The sequence below is a fragment of the Streptomyces venezuelae ATCC 10712 genome (assembly GCF_008639165.1).
Taxonomy (GTDB): domain Bacteria; phylum Actinomycetota; class Actinomycetes; order Streptomycetales; family Streptomycetaceae; genus Streptomyces; species Streptomyces venezuelae.
In genome coordinates, this window is the sequence record NZ_CP029197.1 from 623,614 (window position 1) to 640,864 (window position 17,251).

The following is a 17,251-nucleotide window of genomic DNA, read 5'->3' on the forward strand; positions in this document are numbered from 1 at the left end:
GTGGCCCGTGCCGCGCGGGATCCGCGGGGCGGAGGGCCGACGGGGCGGGGCGGCTTCAGAGGGTGCGCAGAAGAAGCAGGGACGGTACGCGCTCGGGGAACCCGGCCCGGAGGAGACCGTGGCCGATTCCCGAGAGTCCGGTCAGGAGGCCGGGGTGCGGGACGCCCTCCGGGGCGCCGCTGCGGGCCTCGTTCTCCTCGACCGAGGCGAGGAGCGCCCCGGCCCGGCGGAGCCAGTGCGGGCGTGCCCCGGGGAGCGCGCCGTGGCCCAGGAGTTCGCAGAGTCCGGCCTCGCCGTGGCACAGGCTGTCGTCGGGCGCGGGCCCGCCCCGGCCGAGCTCCTCGACGGTCCCTCGCGCCCAGGCCGCGAGGTGCGGGTCGTCGAGGGCGCCCGGCGCGTCGAGCACGGCGAGCGCGATCCCGGCCTCCCCCCGGCACCAGGCCGATCCCCGGTCGCCGCCGGGAACTTCGCCCTCCCGGGCGCCGCCCGCCGCCGCGCTCTCCCCGGCGCGGCCGGGGGCTCCCCCGTGGCCCCCGCCCGCGCCCGGGGCCGGGCCGGGGCCCGCGAGGGTGCCCGCCGTGCGGCCCGTGGCGGCGTCCGGGCCCGTTCCGGGGCCCGCGACCGGTGTCCGAAACCCGTACGCTCCCGGCCTTCGGCCGGATTCGTCCGGCCCCGGGAATCCGTCAGGTCGCGCCGTCCCCCGCGTCCCCGCGGGCCCCGCCGCTCGCACCGGCTCAGCCGAACCGGACGGCCCGGAGGGGCCACCCGGCACCGGAGAGCCGGCCACCCGGTCGTGCGAGCCGCGCCTCCCCGGGCCGTCGTCCGACCGGACGTCGACGGCCGCCCGTAGCGCGGTCAGTCCCGCCGCCCGATAACGCTCGGCCGCCCAACTGCCCGCCCCCACCGCCGCCTCGACCTCGGCGAACCGCAGCAGGGACCAGCCGATCCCGGCCGCCCCCTCCGTGAAGCCCCGTCCGAGGGCCGTGAGGTCGGCGGCGGCCAGCCGGTCGGCGCACTCCCGCGCGGCCCGCAGCGCCCCGTCGCCCCCGCCACCGGCGCGGACCAGCGCCCCGGGCCCGGCACCCGCCCCCTCGCCGGCGAGCAGCGTGACGAGCCCGCCCGCGAGGCCCGCGCCCATCCCGTACTCCCGTTCGGTCCTGGTGGCCTCGGCGACCAGTCCCAGGGCCTGGTTCGCCCAGGACCCGACTTCGGGGTCGTCGAGGAGCCGTGCCGTCTCGCCGAGCGCGTACGCGATGCCGCCGAGACCCGAGTAGGCGCCCGAGCCCACGGCGCCGAGGTCCTCGGGCCGCCCGCGCAGCGCGTCAAGGAGTCCGGGGACCGGCGCCAGGGCCGTACGGGCCGCGTCCGCGTAGTGTCCGGCGCCCGTGAGGTCGGCCAACTGGGCCAGGAACAGAGCCGGTCCGGTGTAGCCGCCGGCCAGGTCGGCCGGCATCGGGCCGATCCGCCAGTAGCGGTCGTCCAGGAGTTCCAGGCCGATCCAGTTGCTGCGGCGGTCCTTGCGGTACGCGAGGGAGACCAGCTGGTCCCCGACCGAGCGGGCCGCCGAGAGGAGCCGGTCGGGCTCCGGCGCGCGGCCCGCCGTGCGGGTGCGCCGCCCTCCGGCGGGCCGGTGGGCCGGCGCGCGGGAGGTCGTGGCCATCGCGGCCCGGACGATCCATTCCTGGTCCTGGCGGTCGACCGTGTCCAGGGCGTCGAGCTTGGCGGCGACGCGGACGATCCCCGGCAGGTCCGTGCGGCCGGCGGCGAGCCGCTCGGGACCGCCCCAGAGGTGGTTCCTGCCCGGCCGGGCGGTGAACAACGGCACGTCGCCCGCCCAGAGTTGTGCGATCTCCTCGTCGACGAGGCCGGGTTCGAGCACCGCGCCGAACCGGTCGGTCCGCAGCACCTCCAGGACGCCCTGCCGCTCGTCGGCGTCCTTCAGCAGATCGGGGTGGGTCGACTCGTCGAGCAGCATGCTGTACACCCAGGTGGGGCGCATCACCACCCGCACCTCGTCCTCGGCGAAGGCCTTCAACAGGCCCGATCCCCGCAGGAGTTCCTCCTTGGCCGCGCCGATCGTCGTGTACCCGGCGCGGAACCCGGCGCACAGCGCCTCGATGTGGGCGCCCGGCTCGACGGGCCCGCCGTCCGCCAGGCGGGGCCGGTTGGCGGACTCGGCGAACCGTCCGGCCCTGCGCACCAGGCGCATCCGGTCGGTCCCGGCGTCGGCCCAGTCGGCGCGGGCCACCGGCGAGGTGCCCGCGCGGCCGCCGCCGACCCCGGACACGTCCAGGGCGCAGTCGTCGCCCACCAGGAGCTGCGGCAGCAGCCCGACCCGGTAGACCGAGTCGTGCAGCGCCCGGGCCGCCGGGTCCTCCGTGCCCGAGCCCGGCAGCGGCGGGTGGAACAGCGTCTCGACGTCGACGAGCACCGGGTGGGCGCCGACGGCGATCAGGTTCTCGTGGTGGAGGTCGGTCCCGTCGAGCAGGTGCAGCAGCGCGAGGAGCGCGCCCTGGCGGCGGTAGAACGTCTCGACCTCGACCGCCGACGCGCAGGGCCGGGCGGTCACGTGCTCCACCCAGCCGTAGTCGCCCCGGTCGAGGAGGCGCAGCGTGCGCAGCTCCACGGCGCCGGGCAGGCCGTTGAACCAGGTGACGAGGTCGTTGAAGTGGCGGTGCACGGCGAGCGGCCGCGGCTTGTAGACGAGTCGCGCGCCGTCGGCGAAGCGCAGCAGCATCACGCTGCGGCCGCCCCGGTGTCCGTCACCGGCGCCCGGCTCGACCCCCACGAGCGGCCCGGGCCCGGCGAGGAGTCCGGCGGCCAGCCGGGCGCGGTCGGACGCCAGCCGCCCGATCATCTCCGCCATCGCGTCGGCGGCGTCGAGCGCCGCCCGGCCCAGGATCCGGGCGAGCACCGGCCGGCCGGCCAGCAGCTCCGTCAGGCCGTGCCGGGACGCGGTCCGGCCGAGGAAGTCCCTGAACCGGGCCCGCTCGTCGTCCCCTTCGAGCCGCCCGGCGGTCCGCGCCTCGTGCAGTTCGCGGACCAGCGTGCGGGCCGCCGCCCGGGCCAGCCTGCCGCTCAACTGCCGCTCCATGTCGGCCCGTACGGCGGCCAGGTCCACGAGGGCCCCGTCCCGTTCCGCCACCCGGCGCTCCAGCCGCTCCCCCGCGCGGCGGGTGAACGGCCGCAGGACCCACTCGAATCCGCTGAGGCCCTGGTACTCCCCCTCGGGCACCACGGCCTCCCTGGGCGCCGCGGCCACCGCCTCTTCGGCCAGTACGGCCCAGTCGGGGCGTCCTTCGCCGGCGCCGCCGCGGACGAGCGCGGCGTCCCACCACCGCTCGATCGCCGACAGCGCGGCCCCACCCCGCCCGTGTCCGGCCTCCACCGCCATAGCCCCCTCGCACCGCTCCGTACCCGACCCGGCCCACCGCTCCGGGCCACGTCCGATCCTGGTACGGGGGGCGCCTCCGCGGCATGGGGAACATCCCCCCATGTTTGTGCGGGCGCGGGGACGGCCGGGGGTTACGGGGTGGGCTCCTCGCCCCGGGCGATGCCGAGGGTGGCCAGCAGGTCCTCGTGGAGTTCCATCCACACCGTGTGGCAGGAGTCGGCCCTGACGCGGTCGACCCAGGAGAGCTCGCCCCGGCGGACCCGGGCCAGCGCGTCGCCGAACCGGGCGCCGTACCCGCCGAACCGGCCGATGCGGGACGCCAGTTGCTCCGACACCGTCGCGATGACCCGCGCCAGGTCGGCGAGTTCGTCGAGGACCCGCCCGTCCCAGGCCGCGTCCCCGTGCTCGTTGACGGCGAGCCGCCCCGCGCCGTCCGGCCGCAACTGCCAGTCGGTGCAGGCCCGGAGGCATCGGGCGTTGTCGGCGAGGAAGGTCTCGTACCGCTCGCGTACGAAGGGGCCGAGTCCCGCCCCGGCCAGTTCTCCGGCGAGCAGCCGCTCGCCCTCGGCACGCCCCGCGTCGGTGAGCGCCCAGCCGCGCGTTCCGGCGAACTCCCGCCGGGTCACCCACCCCCGCGCCTGGTGGTCGAGGAGCGTCTCCCGTACGTCCTCGGGGTCGAGCCCGTACCGCGCGGCGGCCGCTTCGTCGTCGGCCAGGCCCCTCAGCCGTACGGCGTGCAGCGCGAGCAGCTCGGGGGTGGAGACGAGAGGGAAGGACGGGCCGGTCCCGGCGCCGGCCGGGGTGTCCTGGGGATCGGTAGGGTTCGCCACCCGCCCGAGCATAGGCCGGGCCGCCGCCCGCCGGCCCGCCGGCCTCGGGTCACCCGGGGCCCTGCCGAGGCCGGCGCACGAGGAGGAGGGCGACGTCGTCCGTCCGGTGCGCGCCGTGCTTGACGTGCAGGGTCAGCTCGTCCGCGAGCGCTTCCAGGTCGCGGGCCCGCGACACGCCCAGCCGTTCCGCCAGGTCCGCCATGGACGTGCCGATGTCGAGTCCCGGGGCCTCGACGAGGCCGTCGGTGTACAGGGCGAGGACGGAGCCGGGCTCCCAGGGCAGTTCGGTGGTGCGGTACTCGACGTCCGGCGCGATCCCCAGGAGGAGCCCGGGCGGGACCGTCTCCACGATCTCGGCGCTGCCGTCGGCACGGCGCAGGAGGGGCGGCGGATGCCCGGCACTGGCCAGCCGGAGGCGATGCCGGACGAGGTCGATCTCGGCGACCAGGCAGCTGGTGAAGCGGTCCGCGTCCAGATCGCCGAGCAGCCGGTTCGTCCGGGCGAGGATGTCGCCGGGTGAGGCACCGGCCGTCGCGTGGGCGTGGACGGCGGTCCGCACCTGCCCCATGAGGGCGGCGGCGGTCGTGTTGTGCCCCTGGACGTCGCCGATGACGGCGACGACGGAGGTGGGCGTGGCCGGCACGAGGTCGTAGAAGTCCCCGCCGATGTCCATGCCGTGACCGGCCGGCAGATAGCGGGCGGCGACGTCGAGACCCGGCAGCGGGGTCAGGCCGTGTGGCAGCAGGGCGGTCTGGAGGCTCCGTGCCAGCGAGTGCTCGGCGTCGTACAGCCGGGCCCTCGCCAGGGCCTGGGCGATGAGCCCGGCCAGCGAGGTGAGCAGGGCCCGTTCGGCCGACGGGAAGGGGCGGGGCCGCCGGTACGAGAGGATCAGCGAGCCCACGGGGCGGCCCGAGGCGACCAGCGGCAGGAACGCCCAGGCGTGGCGGCCCTCGTAGCGCGGCGCGTCGGGGTGGGCGCGGCGGAGGTCCTCGTACGTGGGGAAGAAGGCGGGGACGCCGGTCGAGAGCACCTGGGCGTCGGCGACCGGCGCGGTGAGCGGCTGGCCGTCGTAGCGGTCGACGAACTCCTGGCTGTAGCCGCGGTGGCCGACGATCCGCAGCCGGCCCTCGTCGACGCTCATCAGGACGAGCCCGTCCGGGCCGAAGGAGGGCACGATCTGGTCGGCGACGAGCTCGACGACGTCGCGGACGCCGGCGACCTCCGCCAGGGAGGCCGCCAGGTGCATCAGCTGGTACAGCGCGGCCGCGCCCACGGCCTCCACGGGGCTCGGGCGGGCGCCGGGGCCGTCCGGTGCGGGAGCGGGGCCCTCGTCGGTCGCCGCGCCGTCACCGGCCGGGGCCGGATGTCCCGTCGCCTCGGCGCTGCGCGGGATGATGAGGACGCTGACGCCGGTGGCGTCCGGGTAGAGCTCGAAGAGCAGAGGTCTCGACGGCCGGCTCATGGCGACGAACGAGGTCGCCCGGCGGGTGACGACGGCGGCGCGGTAGCGGTCCTCGAAGGCGGGGTCGTGCAGCCACAGCAGCGCCTCCCAAGGTCGTCTGCCGAGGAGCGCGGCCGCACCGGCGTCCACCAGCTCGGCCCCGGCCGTGTTGATGAACGTGATCTTCCCGTCGAGGTCCAGCGAGCAGCACCCCACGGGCAGCCGCTCGGCCAGGTCGAGGGCGGCCGCGGCCAGCGCGGGGTCGGCCTGCGAGGGGCGCTCCGGGTGCACGACGATCGGCGACGTGGGATGCGGCGGTGGCGGGTCCTGGTCGGCGGCGCGCCGCAGCAGCCGGGCCGCGAGGCGGCAGTGGGCGTCGAGCGTCTCGTGTTCGCGCGCGTCGAGGTGCGGCGGGTGCGACATCGGCCAGAGCATGACGACCCCGCCCCAGACCGTCGTGGCGTCGGCGATCGGGGTGGCCGCGAGCATGAAGTCGTACGGCAACACCATCCCGATCCGGGGGTAGCGGTGGGCGACCTCCTCCCGGCCGCCCAGCCACACGAGCCGGCGTTCCTTGATGGCGTCGGCCACCGGGACGGGCGCGTCGACCGGGATCCGGACCCACGGGGCGGCGATCTCCCGGGACGCGCCCGAGATCAGCACCAGGCGCAGCATCCGGTCGCCGGGGATCAGGAGGTAGACGAGGCCCACCGAGGCCGTGGTGTCGCGCATGAGCCCGCTGAGGACCGCCGCCATCCGGCCGTCAGCGAAGACGTCCTCCGGCCCCGGGCCGGCGGGCTCGTCCATCCGGCTCACCCGCCTGCCGCGGCACCCGTGGCGGGGCGGGCGCGGCGGAGCCCGGGGACCGGTCTGCCGGGGCCCGGCGGCCGGTCGCCCAGGGGGCGGGGACGGCACACGTCACACATATTCGGACCCTACGTCGACGGTCCGGCGCCCGCGCGGCAAGGAACGTGGCGGGGACCCGGTGCGGGCCTGGTGGGGGCTTGGTCGCGTCCTGCCCCGGGGGTGCGCGGCCGTGGAGCGGGGCGCGGGCTTCGGGGGCACAGTGGGACGAGGAGGCGGTCGACGGCGGCCGTCGTTGCCCGGAAGGCGGAAGACCGTGCCCGTCCAGCCCATCCCCGAGGGGTATCCGCGCGTCACGCCGTATCTCTGCACCGACGGAGCAGCGGCCGCGATCGACTTCTACACGTCCGTGCTCGGCGCCGAGGAGCGCGTGCGGATGGACGCCCCCGGCGGCAAGATCGGCCATGCCGAGCTCGCCCTCGGGAACTCGGTCGTCATGCTGGCCGACGAGTTCCCCGACATCGGCTTCCGCTCCCCCAGGTCGGTCGGCGGGACGCCGATCACCCTCCATGTGTACGTGGCGGACGTCGACGCCGTCTTCGCCGAGGCCCTGGCGCGGGGCGCGAAGCAACTGTCCCCGGTCAAGGACGAGTTCTACGGCGACCGCACCGGCCAGTTCGAGGACCCGTTCGGCCACCGCTGGAGCGTCGCGTCGCACATCGAGGACGTACCGGAGGAGGAGATGGCGAAGCGGGCCGAGGAGGCACTGAACCAACCGCCCTCCAAGGAGTCCTGAAGCGCTGGGGCCGGGTGGGCGGCCGGCTCCGTCCGTCCGTGCCCGGGCCTGGAGCGCCTCGGTCGTCAGCGGCCGTACACGCCCCGGCACAGCTCCGCCGCGCCCATCGGGGCGTCGATGTCCTGGGCCTGGCGGCACAGCTGGCGCATGGCCGGGGGCCGCGCGGTCGTGGGATGAGGCGTCGGGGGCTGCGGGACGGGCCGCGTCCGGGGACGCGCCGCTCGCCTCGGGGGCTCGGCCGGCGGCCGGGGGACGGCACGTACGGCCGGCTTCGCCGCCTTCGCCGCCTTCCCGGGTTGCGGGCCGCGGTGCCGTGACGCGGGCCCCGCCGGACGCGGGGCGGCGGTCCCGCCGGTCCGTCGGTCGTCTCCCGCGCGCTTCAGACCCGGCGTGGGCCGCCCCTGCGAACCGGGGTCCGTGACGGCGAGTTCCTCGTACGGGACCGGCGGGGTGGGCGCGGGCGGTGCGGGGAGGGGCGTCGGCGGCCGTTCGGCGGCGGGCGCGAGCTCCCGGGGCCCGGGCTGCGGCCGGGGCGCGGTCGGGTGCGGAACGGCCACGCAGCCGGCCGTGAGGAGTACGGACAGCAGGAGGAACGTCGTACGGCGGGGGTGCATGGCGATCACGCTGCCCGATCCGGCCCGGGCGGGGGGACGGCTCGGACCGGGTCCACCGTCACGGGTGAACCTGGTCACGACAGGGTGCCGGGGGCGGGCCGTCCCCGAGCCCACGCACCCGGGGCCAGCCGTCCCCTGAGACCACGCACCCGGGAGCCCGGGAGCCGGCCCTCCCCTGGGCCCGCGCACCCGGGAGCCGGCCCTCCCCTGGGCCCGCGCACCCCGGCCCCGCCCGCGCTTCCTCATTCCTCCCGCAGGCTCAGCACCAGGTCGCGCGGCAGGCCGTGGGTGTCGTGGAGGTAGTGGAGGTCCTCCTCCCCCAGCGGGCGCTGGAAGCGCGGGCGGGCGAGGACCTGTCGGCCGCGCTCCAGGAGGCGCCTGAAGCGCCGTTCCTCGTCGAGCAGGACGCGGCGCACCTCGTCCTGGCCGGTGTCCTGCCGGAAGTGGTCCAGGGTGTGTTCGACCAGCTCGGACGGCAGGTCGACGAGGCCCCGCCGCGGGTCGTCCCGCCACAGCACGGTGAGCACCCTGCGGATGAGGCGGCGCAGTACGTATCCGCGGCCGGTGGCGCCCGGGCGCACGCCGTCGCCGATGACGACGACGGCCGACCTCAGATGGTCGGAGACCAGGCGCAGGGAGGTCTCCTCCAGGGGCCACAGGCCGGGGAGGAGACGGCGCCAGGGGTCGAAGACGTCGCAGTCGAAGACGGAGGACTTCCCCTGGAGCAGTGAGGCGAGCCGTTCGAGGCCGAGTCCGGTGTCGACGTTGCGCTGCGGCAGCGGGACGAGGGAGCCGTCGTCGAGCCGGCGGTGCCGCATCATCACGTGGTTCCAGACCTCGACCCAGCGGTCGTCCCGGGTCGGCGTGGAGCGGGGCGGGGTGTCCCCGCTCCACAGGAAGATCTCCGAGTCGGGGCCGCAGGGGCCGGTGGGCCCGTTGGACCACCAGTTGTCCTGGAGGGTGAGTTCCACGGGGACGCCCCGGTCCTGCCAGAGCTCCAGCGAGGCGTCGTCCCGTTCCGTCCGGCCGTCTCCGCTGTACACCGTGGCGTGCAGGAGCCCCGGGTCGATGCCGAAGCCCTCCGTCAGCAGGCCGTATCCCCAGTCGAGGCTCCGCGGGCCTTCGTAGTCGCCCAGGGACCAGGTCCCGAGCATCTCGAAGACGGTCAGATGGGTGGCGTCGCCGACCTCGTCGAGGTCGGTCGTGCGCAGACAGCGCTGGACGTCGACGAGGCGCCGGCCGAGCGGGTGGGGGCGTCCCTCCAGGTAGGGGGTGAGGGGGTGCATGCCGGAGGTGGTGAACAGGACGGGGTCGCCGGGCGGCGGCAGGAGGGTCGATCCGGTGATGCGGCGGTGACCGCGCTCCTCGAAGTACTCGACGAACGTGCGGACGATCTGTTCGGTCTTCATGGGGTGACTCCTTCGCGTCAGCGCACGGGAGGCACCGGAGAACGGGGCCGGATCGGTCGTCGGACCGGGAAGGGGAACCACGGAACCACCGGCGGGCCGTTTCCGGTCGCCGGTGGAAAGGGGGGAAGGTCAGACGGCGGCAACCGGCGAGCTGGTCGCTCGCGCGGTCGCGGTGAGGCTTCGGCCGGTGACGTTCATACAACGACTTTAACGCGCCTCCTGTCCCGGGTCATCCGGTTTTCGCAGGTGGTGAGGTGGTTCGGCGGCTGGAGCCGCTGATCTTCGCCGCGCGGGATCCGAGACGTTTTCTGTCGAGACCGTTACATTGTCAACGACCCGGTGCTTACGGAAAGTGCTCCTCGGCGACCATTCCATCCCTCCGCTTACCACCCCCCTGATCAACAGCCGGGCCCTGCCCCGGGGTTGCCGCCGTCCGGGGGCGGGCAGGTTTGGAGGGTTGCAGGGCGGGCATCGTCCGACGTCAGCGGCGGTGACGACGCGGATCGGCCAACGCCTGGCCGAAACGAAGGGAGTTGGTGCCCCAGGAGCTGAGAGCGCGATCACCCACAAGTCGACGGTCAACAAGTGTCAACGATCGGGCAGGCTTGCCCCTGCCCCCGCCAGAGAGCGCTCGCACACTGGCCCGCATCCCGAAGCGGGCCGAGGAAGAAGGAGGCTGGTCCCGATGACAGTGCGTGCCGTCGAGCTCCCCCAGCTGTGGATGCCCTATCCGCTGCGGGTGAACCCCTACCTGTCGGCCCTGCGCGAGGAGAGCGAGACCTGGGCCCGCGAGATGGGCATGCTGGGCGGCGAAGGACCGTCCGCCCGCGGCGCGATATGGACCCGCTCCCAGTTCCACGCCATGACCGTGGAGCTGCTGACCGCCTGGACCCTGCCGGACGCCTCGCTCGCCGGTCTGCGGCTCAACCACCGCTTCAACATCTGGGCGCTGGCCTGGGACGACTACTTCGCGTCCACCTTCAAGCAGACCGGCGACCTGCCCGGGGCGCTGGACTTCACCGCCCGGCTGCACGCCTTCCTGCGACCAGAGGCCGACGCCCGGTCGCCAGAACCGGTGAACGCCGTCGAGCGCGGTATCGCCGATCTCCAGAAGCACCTGTTCCCGCCCCGACTGGCCCACTGGCGCCAGGAGTTCAACCTCGCGCTCGCCCACTACATCGACGCCGGCGTGCAGGAACTCACCAACAGCCGCGGCGGCCGCGTCCCCCATCTCATCGAGTACGCGCCGTTCCGACGCGAGAGCTTCGCCGCCCACACCGCCCCCTACTCCGTCGAACTGGCCACCGGCGCGCGGATACCCGAGCAGCTCCGGCACACCAGGACCGTCCACGCCCTGCTCGACGCGTTCATGGACGTCATGGGCCTGGCAAACGATGTCGCCTCCTACGAACGGGAGGTCCACGAGGAACGCGACGTCAACAACCTCGTGGTGGTCATCGGAACGTCCCTCGGCATCACCCTCCACCAGGCCGTACCCGCCGCGCTGCACATGGTGAACGCCCGCATGCGGGACTTCGAGCACCTGCGGCACCACGAACTGCCGCCGCTGGTCGACCGGTTCGGGCTGCGCCCCGACGAGCGGGAGGAGCTGGAGACCTGGCTCGGGGGAGCCGCCAGCTTCCTCTCGGGCCTCCACGCCTGGTACACCGGGGCGCCCCGCTACGCGCCCACGGACCACTCCGTACCGGAGCAGCGTCAGCGCGGCGGTTCCGAGGGGGCTGCCGACAGACACGCGCCGGCAGCCTCCTCCCTGGCCCGGGGCGCGGAGGCCCAGACGTGCGGGCCTACCGCCTCCGCAGGAAGCGCATGACCCTCGTACGCCAGGTGGCGCGGGGTCCGGGGCCGTGTTCCGACGCGGGCCCGGACGCCCCTCCCGTGGCCCCGCCGCCGGGCACCGGGCCGGGCGGCGGCGCCTGATCCGACGGGCGGGCGGGTCCGGGGCCGGGCGACGGCCACAGCGGCGCCGACGGGGGCCCGAAGCTCGGGGCCGGCGGGGCGGGCAGCGGGTTCGGGACGTCGTGCCCCTCGGGGACGCGGGGGGCGAAGTGCACGGGCAGCGCCGTCAGGTGCCGGGCCCAGGTGGAGGAGCGCCAGGACAGGCTCTCCTCGGGGACGGCCAGGGCGATGTCGGGCAGCCGGGTGAGCAGGATGTCGATGCCGGCGTCGGCGATGATGCGGCCGATGTCCTGGCCGGGGCACTCGTGGGTGCCGGCGCTGAACGACAGGTGGGCGCGGTTGTGGTGGACGGGGGTCGAGGCGTCCGGGCGGATCGCCTTGTCGACGTTCCCGGCGGCCAGGCCGAGCAGCAGCATGTCGCCCGCCTTGATCTGCCGGCCGCCGAGGGTGGTGTCGCCGTTGGCCCACCGGCCGGGGCACACCATCAGCGGCGGCTCGTCCCAGAGGACCTGCTCGACGGCCTCGGGCAGGGTCATCTGGCCGCCGGCCAGCGATCCTCGGAACCGGGGGTCGGTGACCACCATGCGCAGGACGTTGGACATGAGGTTGGCGGTCGTCTCGTACCCCGCGAGGAGGATGAGGCGCAGGTGGTGCAGCACCTCCTCGTCGGTGAGCCCGGCGGGGTGTGCCATCAGCGCGGAGGCGATGTCCTGCCCCGGCCGGGACCGCTTGGCGACGACGAGCTGTTCGAGGCACTCGATCACGTAGGCGTTGCTGGCGAGCGAGGTCTCGGTGGCCTTGAAGAGGTCACGGGCGGCGTGCACGAGCCGGGGCCCGGACTCGTCCGACATGCCGAGCAGATGGGTCAGCGTGAGCATCGGCAGGTGCTCGGTGAACTGCCCGACCAGCTCCACCTCGCCGTCCTCGCAGAACGTGTCGATCAGCTGGTGCGCGAAGCGGGTGATGTGGCGGCGGACCCCCCGGTGGTCGAACTGGCTGAGCCCGGCCGTGACCGCCCCGCGCAGCCGCTGGTGCTCCTCGCCGTCGGCGCACACGCAGTCGGGACGCCAGCCGATCATCGGGACGAGGGGCGAGGTGGCGGGGTCGATCTCGCCGCTCCGCCAGCCGTGCCAGACGCGCGGGTCGCGGGAGTACTGCGTCGGGCGGCTGGCCACGTCGCGGTTCTCCAGGTAGCCGAGCACGAGCCAGGCGCGGACGTCTCCGTCGAGCAGCACGGGGGCGACCGGGCCGTGTTCGGCGCGCAGTGCCTCGTACAGGCCCATGGGGTCCGTCTCGGCGGCGGGGCCGTAGAGCCGGGTCGCTCCGCCGGGTCCCTTGGAGGCGTGGGCCGGGCAGCCCGGGGGCGGGACCGCCCCTGCCTTCTCGGCGGTGTGTTCGGCGGGTGGGAGGGTCATGCGGTCTCCTGGGCGGCGGCGAGGGTGCACAGGTAGACCATCAGCGACAGCAGGGCGTCACGGCAGGACGCCCGGTCTCGTGCGTCACAGGTGACGATGGGTACGGAGTCGCTGAGGGCCAGAGCAGTGCGCAGGTCGTGTAGGGGGTGCTGCGGTGCCTCGGGGAAGGTGTTGACGGCCACGACGAAGGGGACGCGGCGGTCCTCGAGGCGGGTGATGACCTCGAAACAGACTTCGATCTGGCGGGTGTCGACGAGGACGACGGCGCCGAGCGCGCCTTCGAAGATGCCGTTCCACAGGAACCAGAAGCGCTCCTGTCCGGGTGTGCCGAACAGGTAGAGGACCAGCTCCTGGTTGATGCTGATCCGTCCGAAGTCCATCGCGACGGTCGTGGTGTTCTTGCCCTGGGCGCCGGGATTGTGGTCGATCCCCACGCCCGCCTGGGTCATGGTCTCCTCGGTGGTCAGCGGCGGGATCTCGCTCACCGACCCGACCATCGTCGTCTTGCCGACTCCGAAGCCGCCGACGACGACGACCTTGACCCCTCTGGCGCTGTGCGGCAGCAGCAGTTCGGTGTCGTGCCGACCGGTCACGAGGGCGTCAGAGTTTGCGTAGTCCATGGATCACCGCCTCAAGTAAGCCGCGTTCGGGAAATGCCGCGACGGGTACGGGCGCGATGGCCTCGACCCGTTCCTCGTCGACGAGTTGGGTGAGCAGCACGGTGACGACGCTGAACGGGAGGCTGAGGTACGCCGACACCTCTGCCACCGAGAGCGGGTACGCGCACATGGTGAGGATGGCCGCCTGTTCGGGCTGCATGGCGGGTTCCGGCGAGGCCCTCGCGGCGATGAGGGTGACCAGGTTGAAGTTCTGTGCCGATATGCCCGAGCCACCGCTGATGACGTAGAGCGGAACAGGTTGGCCTTCTTCCCAGCGGTCCTGGTTCTCCGACGTCACATCGCCATCCCGACGTCGTCACGCGGCGGGCTGGTCATGTGCTGGCCGATCCTGACCACGAGCGTCCGCATCCGGTCGCCGAGCAGGCCGGCGTCGACCTGGTCGTCCGCGAGGACCGCGAGGTAGGCACCGGGGCCGGCCGCCATCAGGGAGAAGTAGCCGCCGTCGGCCTCGATCCCGACCATCCGGGTGGAGCCGTCGCCCTGCGGGAACCGCTGGGAGATGGCCCGCGCCAGGCTCTGGATCCCGGAGCAGGCGGCGGCGATGGCGTCGGCGGTGTCCGGTTCCGTGTTCGCCTGGCCGATGCACAGTCCGTCCGACGACAGGACGACCACGTGTCGCACGTACGGGACGCCGCCCACGAGCTCCTTGAGCATCCAGTCCATGTTCGGCAGTGGCTGCATGTTACTCGTCCTCATCTGACGGCTCGCTGGGGGGAAGGGAAGGGGGTGCGACCGCTCTCTTGTCGCCGTTGAAGGCCTCCCACATCAGCCCCGGCTGGCGGGTCGGGCCGGAGGTTCCCCGGGGAGCGGTGGGGGTTTCTTGGGGCGTGGGGCCGACACTGACGATCGGTGTCGGGACGGGCGACTCGCGGCGCCGCTGCGGGAGTCCGTTGGCCGTCTTCCTGACCTCTCCGGTGGCCGTCGGGGCGTCGCCCGGCGGTGTCGGCCGGGGCAGGACCGGGCCGGGGCCGCCGGTGCGCCGCCGGACGGGCGGCGGCATCCGCAGGGCGGACGGCGGCACGGTGGTGATCAGCCTCCGGGGGACGAGGACGACGGCCCGTACGCCTCCGTAGGCGGAGGTGCGCAGGTCGACCTCGCAGCCGTGCTCGCGGGCGAGCCGGCTGACGACGGGCAGCCCGAGCTGGGTCACCTCGCCGAGGCCCGCCAGGTGGATGCCCGTGGCGGACTGGGCCATGATGCGCTCGATGCGCTCCCGGACCTCCTCGGTGAGTCCGACGCCGCGGTCCTCGATCTCGATGGCGATGCCGGTGGGCACCTCGCTCGCGGTCACCTCCACCGGGGTGTGCGGCGGGGAGAACGTGGTGGCGTTGTCCAGGAGTTCGGCGAGCAGGTGGATCATCGGCTCGGCTCCGGGGCCGACCACCGCCACCTCGGTCACCGACTGGAGCTTGACCCGGGGGAAGTCGACGATGCGGGACATGGCGCCGCGCAGCACGTCGTACAGCGGGATCGGCTTCGACCACTGCCGGCCGGGGCGCGCGTCGCCGAGGACGGCGATGCTGGCGGCGAGGCGGCCGATGAGCGCGGTCCGGTGGTCGACGCCCTGGAGGCCGCGGGAGACGACGAGGTCGTTGCCGTGGATGATCTGCATGGAGTGCAGGTCCTTGGCGAGCTGGTGCACGATCGCCTGGACGCGGCGTGCGACCGCCACGAGTGCCCGCTGGGAGGCGTCCTTGGTGTTCTCCTCGGCCTCGACGGCTTCCAGGAGCGTCTGCAGGGCTCCTCGGAGCGCCTCGCTGAACTCGTCGTCGAGGTGGTCGCCCAGGTTCACGGAGCGCAGGATCTCCGAGGCGGGGTCGCCCTTCTGGAGACGGGCGACGGCGGCGGGGAGGAGTTCCTCGGCGAGCCAGACGGTGGTGGCACGCTGGTCGGCCAGCCGTCCGAGGAGGGCGGCCTCGCGCTGGGCGTAGTACTCCTGTGCCTCGGCGCTGGCCCGCGCGTAGCGGGACGCGTCCGCCGAGCGGAGCCGGCGGGCGACCACCGCCGAGGTGAAGGCCGTCACCACGACCGCGGCGAGGGCGTACCAGGCGAGCGGTGTCCGTATCTGTGCAGGGGAGAAAAGCAGCGCTATGGCGAAGGCTCCGGCCAGAACTCCGGGCGTGAGGAGCCATACCCTGGCGACCGCTGGTGGCCGGGCTCTGGAGAATGAACCTGCACGAACCATCAATGGGTCCCTAAACAGTCAGGAATGAGCGGACTGAAGTGCGGCGATGCGCCGACAGGAATGAATTGGCACGGGTTTTCGCGGCCGCATTCCGTCCGTGCGCACCACAGCGTCCATGACTCGCTGTGAGCGCAGCGCAACACAACGGGGAGCATAGTCAGTTCGGGTTCACCGTGTGCCCATGCTGGAGTCGCAGGCTCCACTGATCATTTCTTGCTCATAAAACGACCAATCAGCTCCCGGAAAATGCAATGAACCGATCACCTCCGGGCGTCGATTCGCCAGGGCTCGTGACCCCCGAACGTTTCTACGCTCCGGTCTACGCCCCGGCGCCGCGATCGAGCGGCTCTTCCCCTTCGACGGCGGCCGGCTCGGCGCCGGACGGCTCGGCCGCCAGGAACCCGACCACCCCGAAGGCGAACAGCAGACCGAGGGCGAGACCGACCACGACCCAGCCGGTCGGGTGGTCCCAGAGGACGTACGTGACGACGGCGGCCGCGATCAGAACCCAGGTGATCCAGGTCCGGAAACGCCGTACGAACGGGCCGACCGGACCGGTACGGAGGCCGGCCCGGTCCGCCGCACCGCGCGCCGCGCCGATGCCCGAGTCCCAGACCCGCCGGGTGACCACGGCCGCGCGGCCGTGACCGGTCAGCCAGGCGGCCAGGGCGACCACCAGACCCAGGGTCACGACCATGCGGACCGTGGTGCGCAGGAAGTGGATCAGTGCGTCGTAGACGGACGCGGCGGCCGCCTCGGAGACGGTGTCGGGCAGGGCGTTGAGATAGACCGCGCGGAAGACGGTGAGCGCGACGCCGAGGACCAGGGCCGCGGCCGCGACACCGAGCGCCGAGGCGATCAGGGCGCGGCGGCGGCGCAGGGACAGCAGGACGCCGGCGGCCACCAGGAGCAGCGCGAGAACGGGCAGCCACGCCCCCGTGACGTCCAGGAGCCGGAATCCGGTCTTGACCTTGCCGATGTCCTCGGACCTGACGACCGTGAAGTCGGTGTGGATCTCCGGGATCTTCTCGGCGACGGTCAGGCCGGAGTCGACGAGCCGTTCCTTGACGCGGTCGATCACGGGTGCGAGGTCGACCGTCACGGTGTCGTCGTCGATCCGCACGGCTCCGTCACCGCTGCCGGTCAGGGCGCGGACGACGGAGGTGTGGACGGCCCGGTTGGCGTCGGTCCAGATCGTGTCGAAGGCGTCCGATGCGACGATGTCCCCCGCCTTGTCGTGGACGAAGCTGCGGACCGCGTCCTCCAGCGATCCGCCGAGCCGCCCCAGCGCCTTGGCGAGCAGCGGACGCTGGTCGGGAGCGACGCCCGCCAGGAGGTCCTGGAGGTCGAGGTGCTCCATGACCGCGGCGGTGACCCGGTCGGCGACCGCGGCCTGCACGTCCTCGTCGGCGGCGAGCGGGGCGACCGTGGCGACGTACCGGTCGGTGTCGCCGACGATGTCGGCGGTCCACGCGGCGACGATGCCCAGCGGGGCGAGCAGACAGCCGAGCACGATGAGCACCGCCGCGAGGAACGAGCGGCCGCGGTGGCGGGGAGCGGGCCGCGCCGCCTTCGCCCCCGCCGCCGCCTCCGATTCCAGGGCGGCGACCCGGGCGCGCAGCGCGGCGAGTTCGTTCGGATGCTCGTCGTCCGGCACGGGCGCCTCCTCCTGGTCGCACTCCACGCAATCCCGGGGACGCGGTTCCGGCCATGCGGCGCGGGACGAACGGGTGACGGACACGTCTGGCGCGAAGATCTGAACGGTG

The 17,251-nt window shown here is 74.0% G+C and carries 13 protein-coding genes; 2 read left to right on the plus strand and 11 right to left on the minus strand.

Translation table 11 applies throughout. The annotated features are described in order from the left end of the window. Positions 1–55 precede the first annotated feature (55 nt). The 3 genes from DEJ43_RS02640 to DEJ43_RS02650 all read right to left on the minus strand — a co-directional run bounded on the left by DEJ43_RS02640 (position 56) and on the right by DEJ43_RS02650 (position 6,472). Entirely contained in the window at positions 56–3,394 is a 3,339-nt protein-coding gene (locus DEJ43_RS02640; RefSeq protein ID WP_015031752.1) for a type 2 lanthipeptide synthetase LanM family protein, read from the minus strand. Positions 3,395–3,525: 131 nt separating this feature from the next. Further along, positions 3,526–4,224 (minus strand): transcriptional regulator, encoded by a 699-nt coding sequence (locus tag DEJ43_RS02645; protein WP_233447913.1) that lies wholly within the window; start codon positions 4,222–4,224, stop codon positions 3,526–3,528. 49 nt (positions 4,225–4,273) lie between these two features. Next, positions 4,274–6,472: a SpoIIE family protein phosphatase gene (locus DEJ43_RS02650; protein WP_015031754.1), complete on the minus strand. Its 2,199-nt coding sequence runs from the start codon at positions 6,470–6,472 to the stop codon at positions 4,274–4,276. A 313-nt stretch (positions 6,473–6,785) separates the two neighbouring features. Between DEJ43_RS02650 and DEJ43_RS02655 the strand changes: the two genes are divergently transcribed. Continuing rightward, the gene (locus DEJ43_RS02655; RefSeq protein WP_015031755.1) at positions 6,786–7,265 is read left to right on the plus strand and encodes a VOC family protein; all 480 of its coding nucleotides are present in this window, start codon (positions 6,786–6,788) and stop codon (positions 7,263–7,265) included. 65 nt (positions 7,266–7,330) lie between these two features. On the opposite strand, the gene DEJ43_RS02660 is transcribed toward DEJ43_RS02655, so the two are convergent. Continuing rightward, entirely contained in the window at positions 7,331–7,879 is a 549-nt protein-coding gene (locus tag DEJ43_RS02660; protein ID WP_145953687.1) for a hypothetical protein, read from the minus strand. 242 nt (positions 7,880–8,121) lie between these two features. Next, positions 8,122–9,288, minus strand: a complete 1,167-nt coding sequence (locus tag DEJ43_RS02665; protein WP_071891108.1) for an alanine--tRNA ligase-related protein — start codon at positions 9,286–9,288, stop codon at positions 8,122–8,124. Positions 9,289–9,973: 685 nt separating this feature from the next. Between DEJ43_RS02665 and DEJ43_RS02670 the strand changes: the two genes are divergently transcribed. Beyond that, positions 9,974–11,119, plus strand: coding sequence for a terpene synthase family protein (locus DEJ43_RS02670; protein ID WP_015031758.1), 1,146 nt, complete (start codon positions 9,974–9,976; stop codon positions 11,117–11,119). Here the strand turns inward: DEJ43_RS02670 and DEJ43_RS02675 are convergent. From DEJ43_RS02675 to DEJ43_RS02700, 6 genes are all read right to left on the minus strand, one after another. Continuing rightward, positions 11,094–12,620, minus strand: a complete 1,527-nt coding sequence (locus DEJ43_RS02675) for a cytochrome P450 (RefSeq protein ID WP_015031759.1) — start codon at positions 12,618–12,620, stop codon at positions 11,094–11,096. The two genes, DEJ43_RS02670 and DEJ43_RS02675, sit on opposite strands and share 26 nt — an antisense overlap. Beyond that, positions 12,617–13,240, minus strand: coding sequence for a GTP-binding protein (locus DEJ43_RS02680; RefSeq protein ID WP_015031760.1), 624 nt, complete (start codon positions 13,238–13,240; stop codon positions 12,617–12,619). Before DEJ43_RS02680 ends, DEJ43_RS02675 begins: the two co-directional genes overlap by 4 nt. Beyond that, positions 13,221–13,577: a DUF742 domain-containing protein gene (locus DEJ43_RS02685; RefSeq protein WP_015031761.1), complete on the minus strand. Its 357-nt coding sequence runs from the start codon at positions 13,575–13,577 to the stop codon at positions 13,221–13,223. The genes DEJ43_RS02680 and DEJ43_RS02685 overlap by 20 nt, the downstream gene beginning before the upstream one ends. Then, positions 13,574–13,981: a roadblock/LC7 domain-containing protein gene (locus DEJ43_RS02690; protein WP_015031762.1), complete on the minus strand. Its 408-nt coding sequence runs from the start codon at positions 13,979–13,981 to the stop codon at positions 13,574–13,576. The genes DEJ43_RS02685 and DEJ43_RS02690 overlap by 4 nt, the downstream gene beginning before the upstream one ends. A gap of 1 nt (position 13,982) precedes the next feature. Then, complete coding sequence (locus DEJ43_RS02695; RefSeq protein ID WP_041661994.1) at positions 13,983–15,326, minus strand: ATP-binding protein; 1,344 nt, start codon at positions 15,324–15,326, stop codon at positions 13,983–13,985. A 478-nt stretch (positions 15,327–15,804) separates the two neighbouring features. Continuing rightward, entirely contained in the window at positions 15,805–17,142 is a 1,338-nt protein-coding gene (locus DEJ43_RS02700; protein ID WP_106433812.1) for a hypothetical protein, read from the minus strand. Between the last annotated feature and the right edge of the window lie 109 nt (positions 17,143–17,251).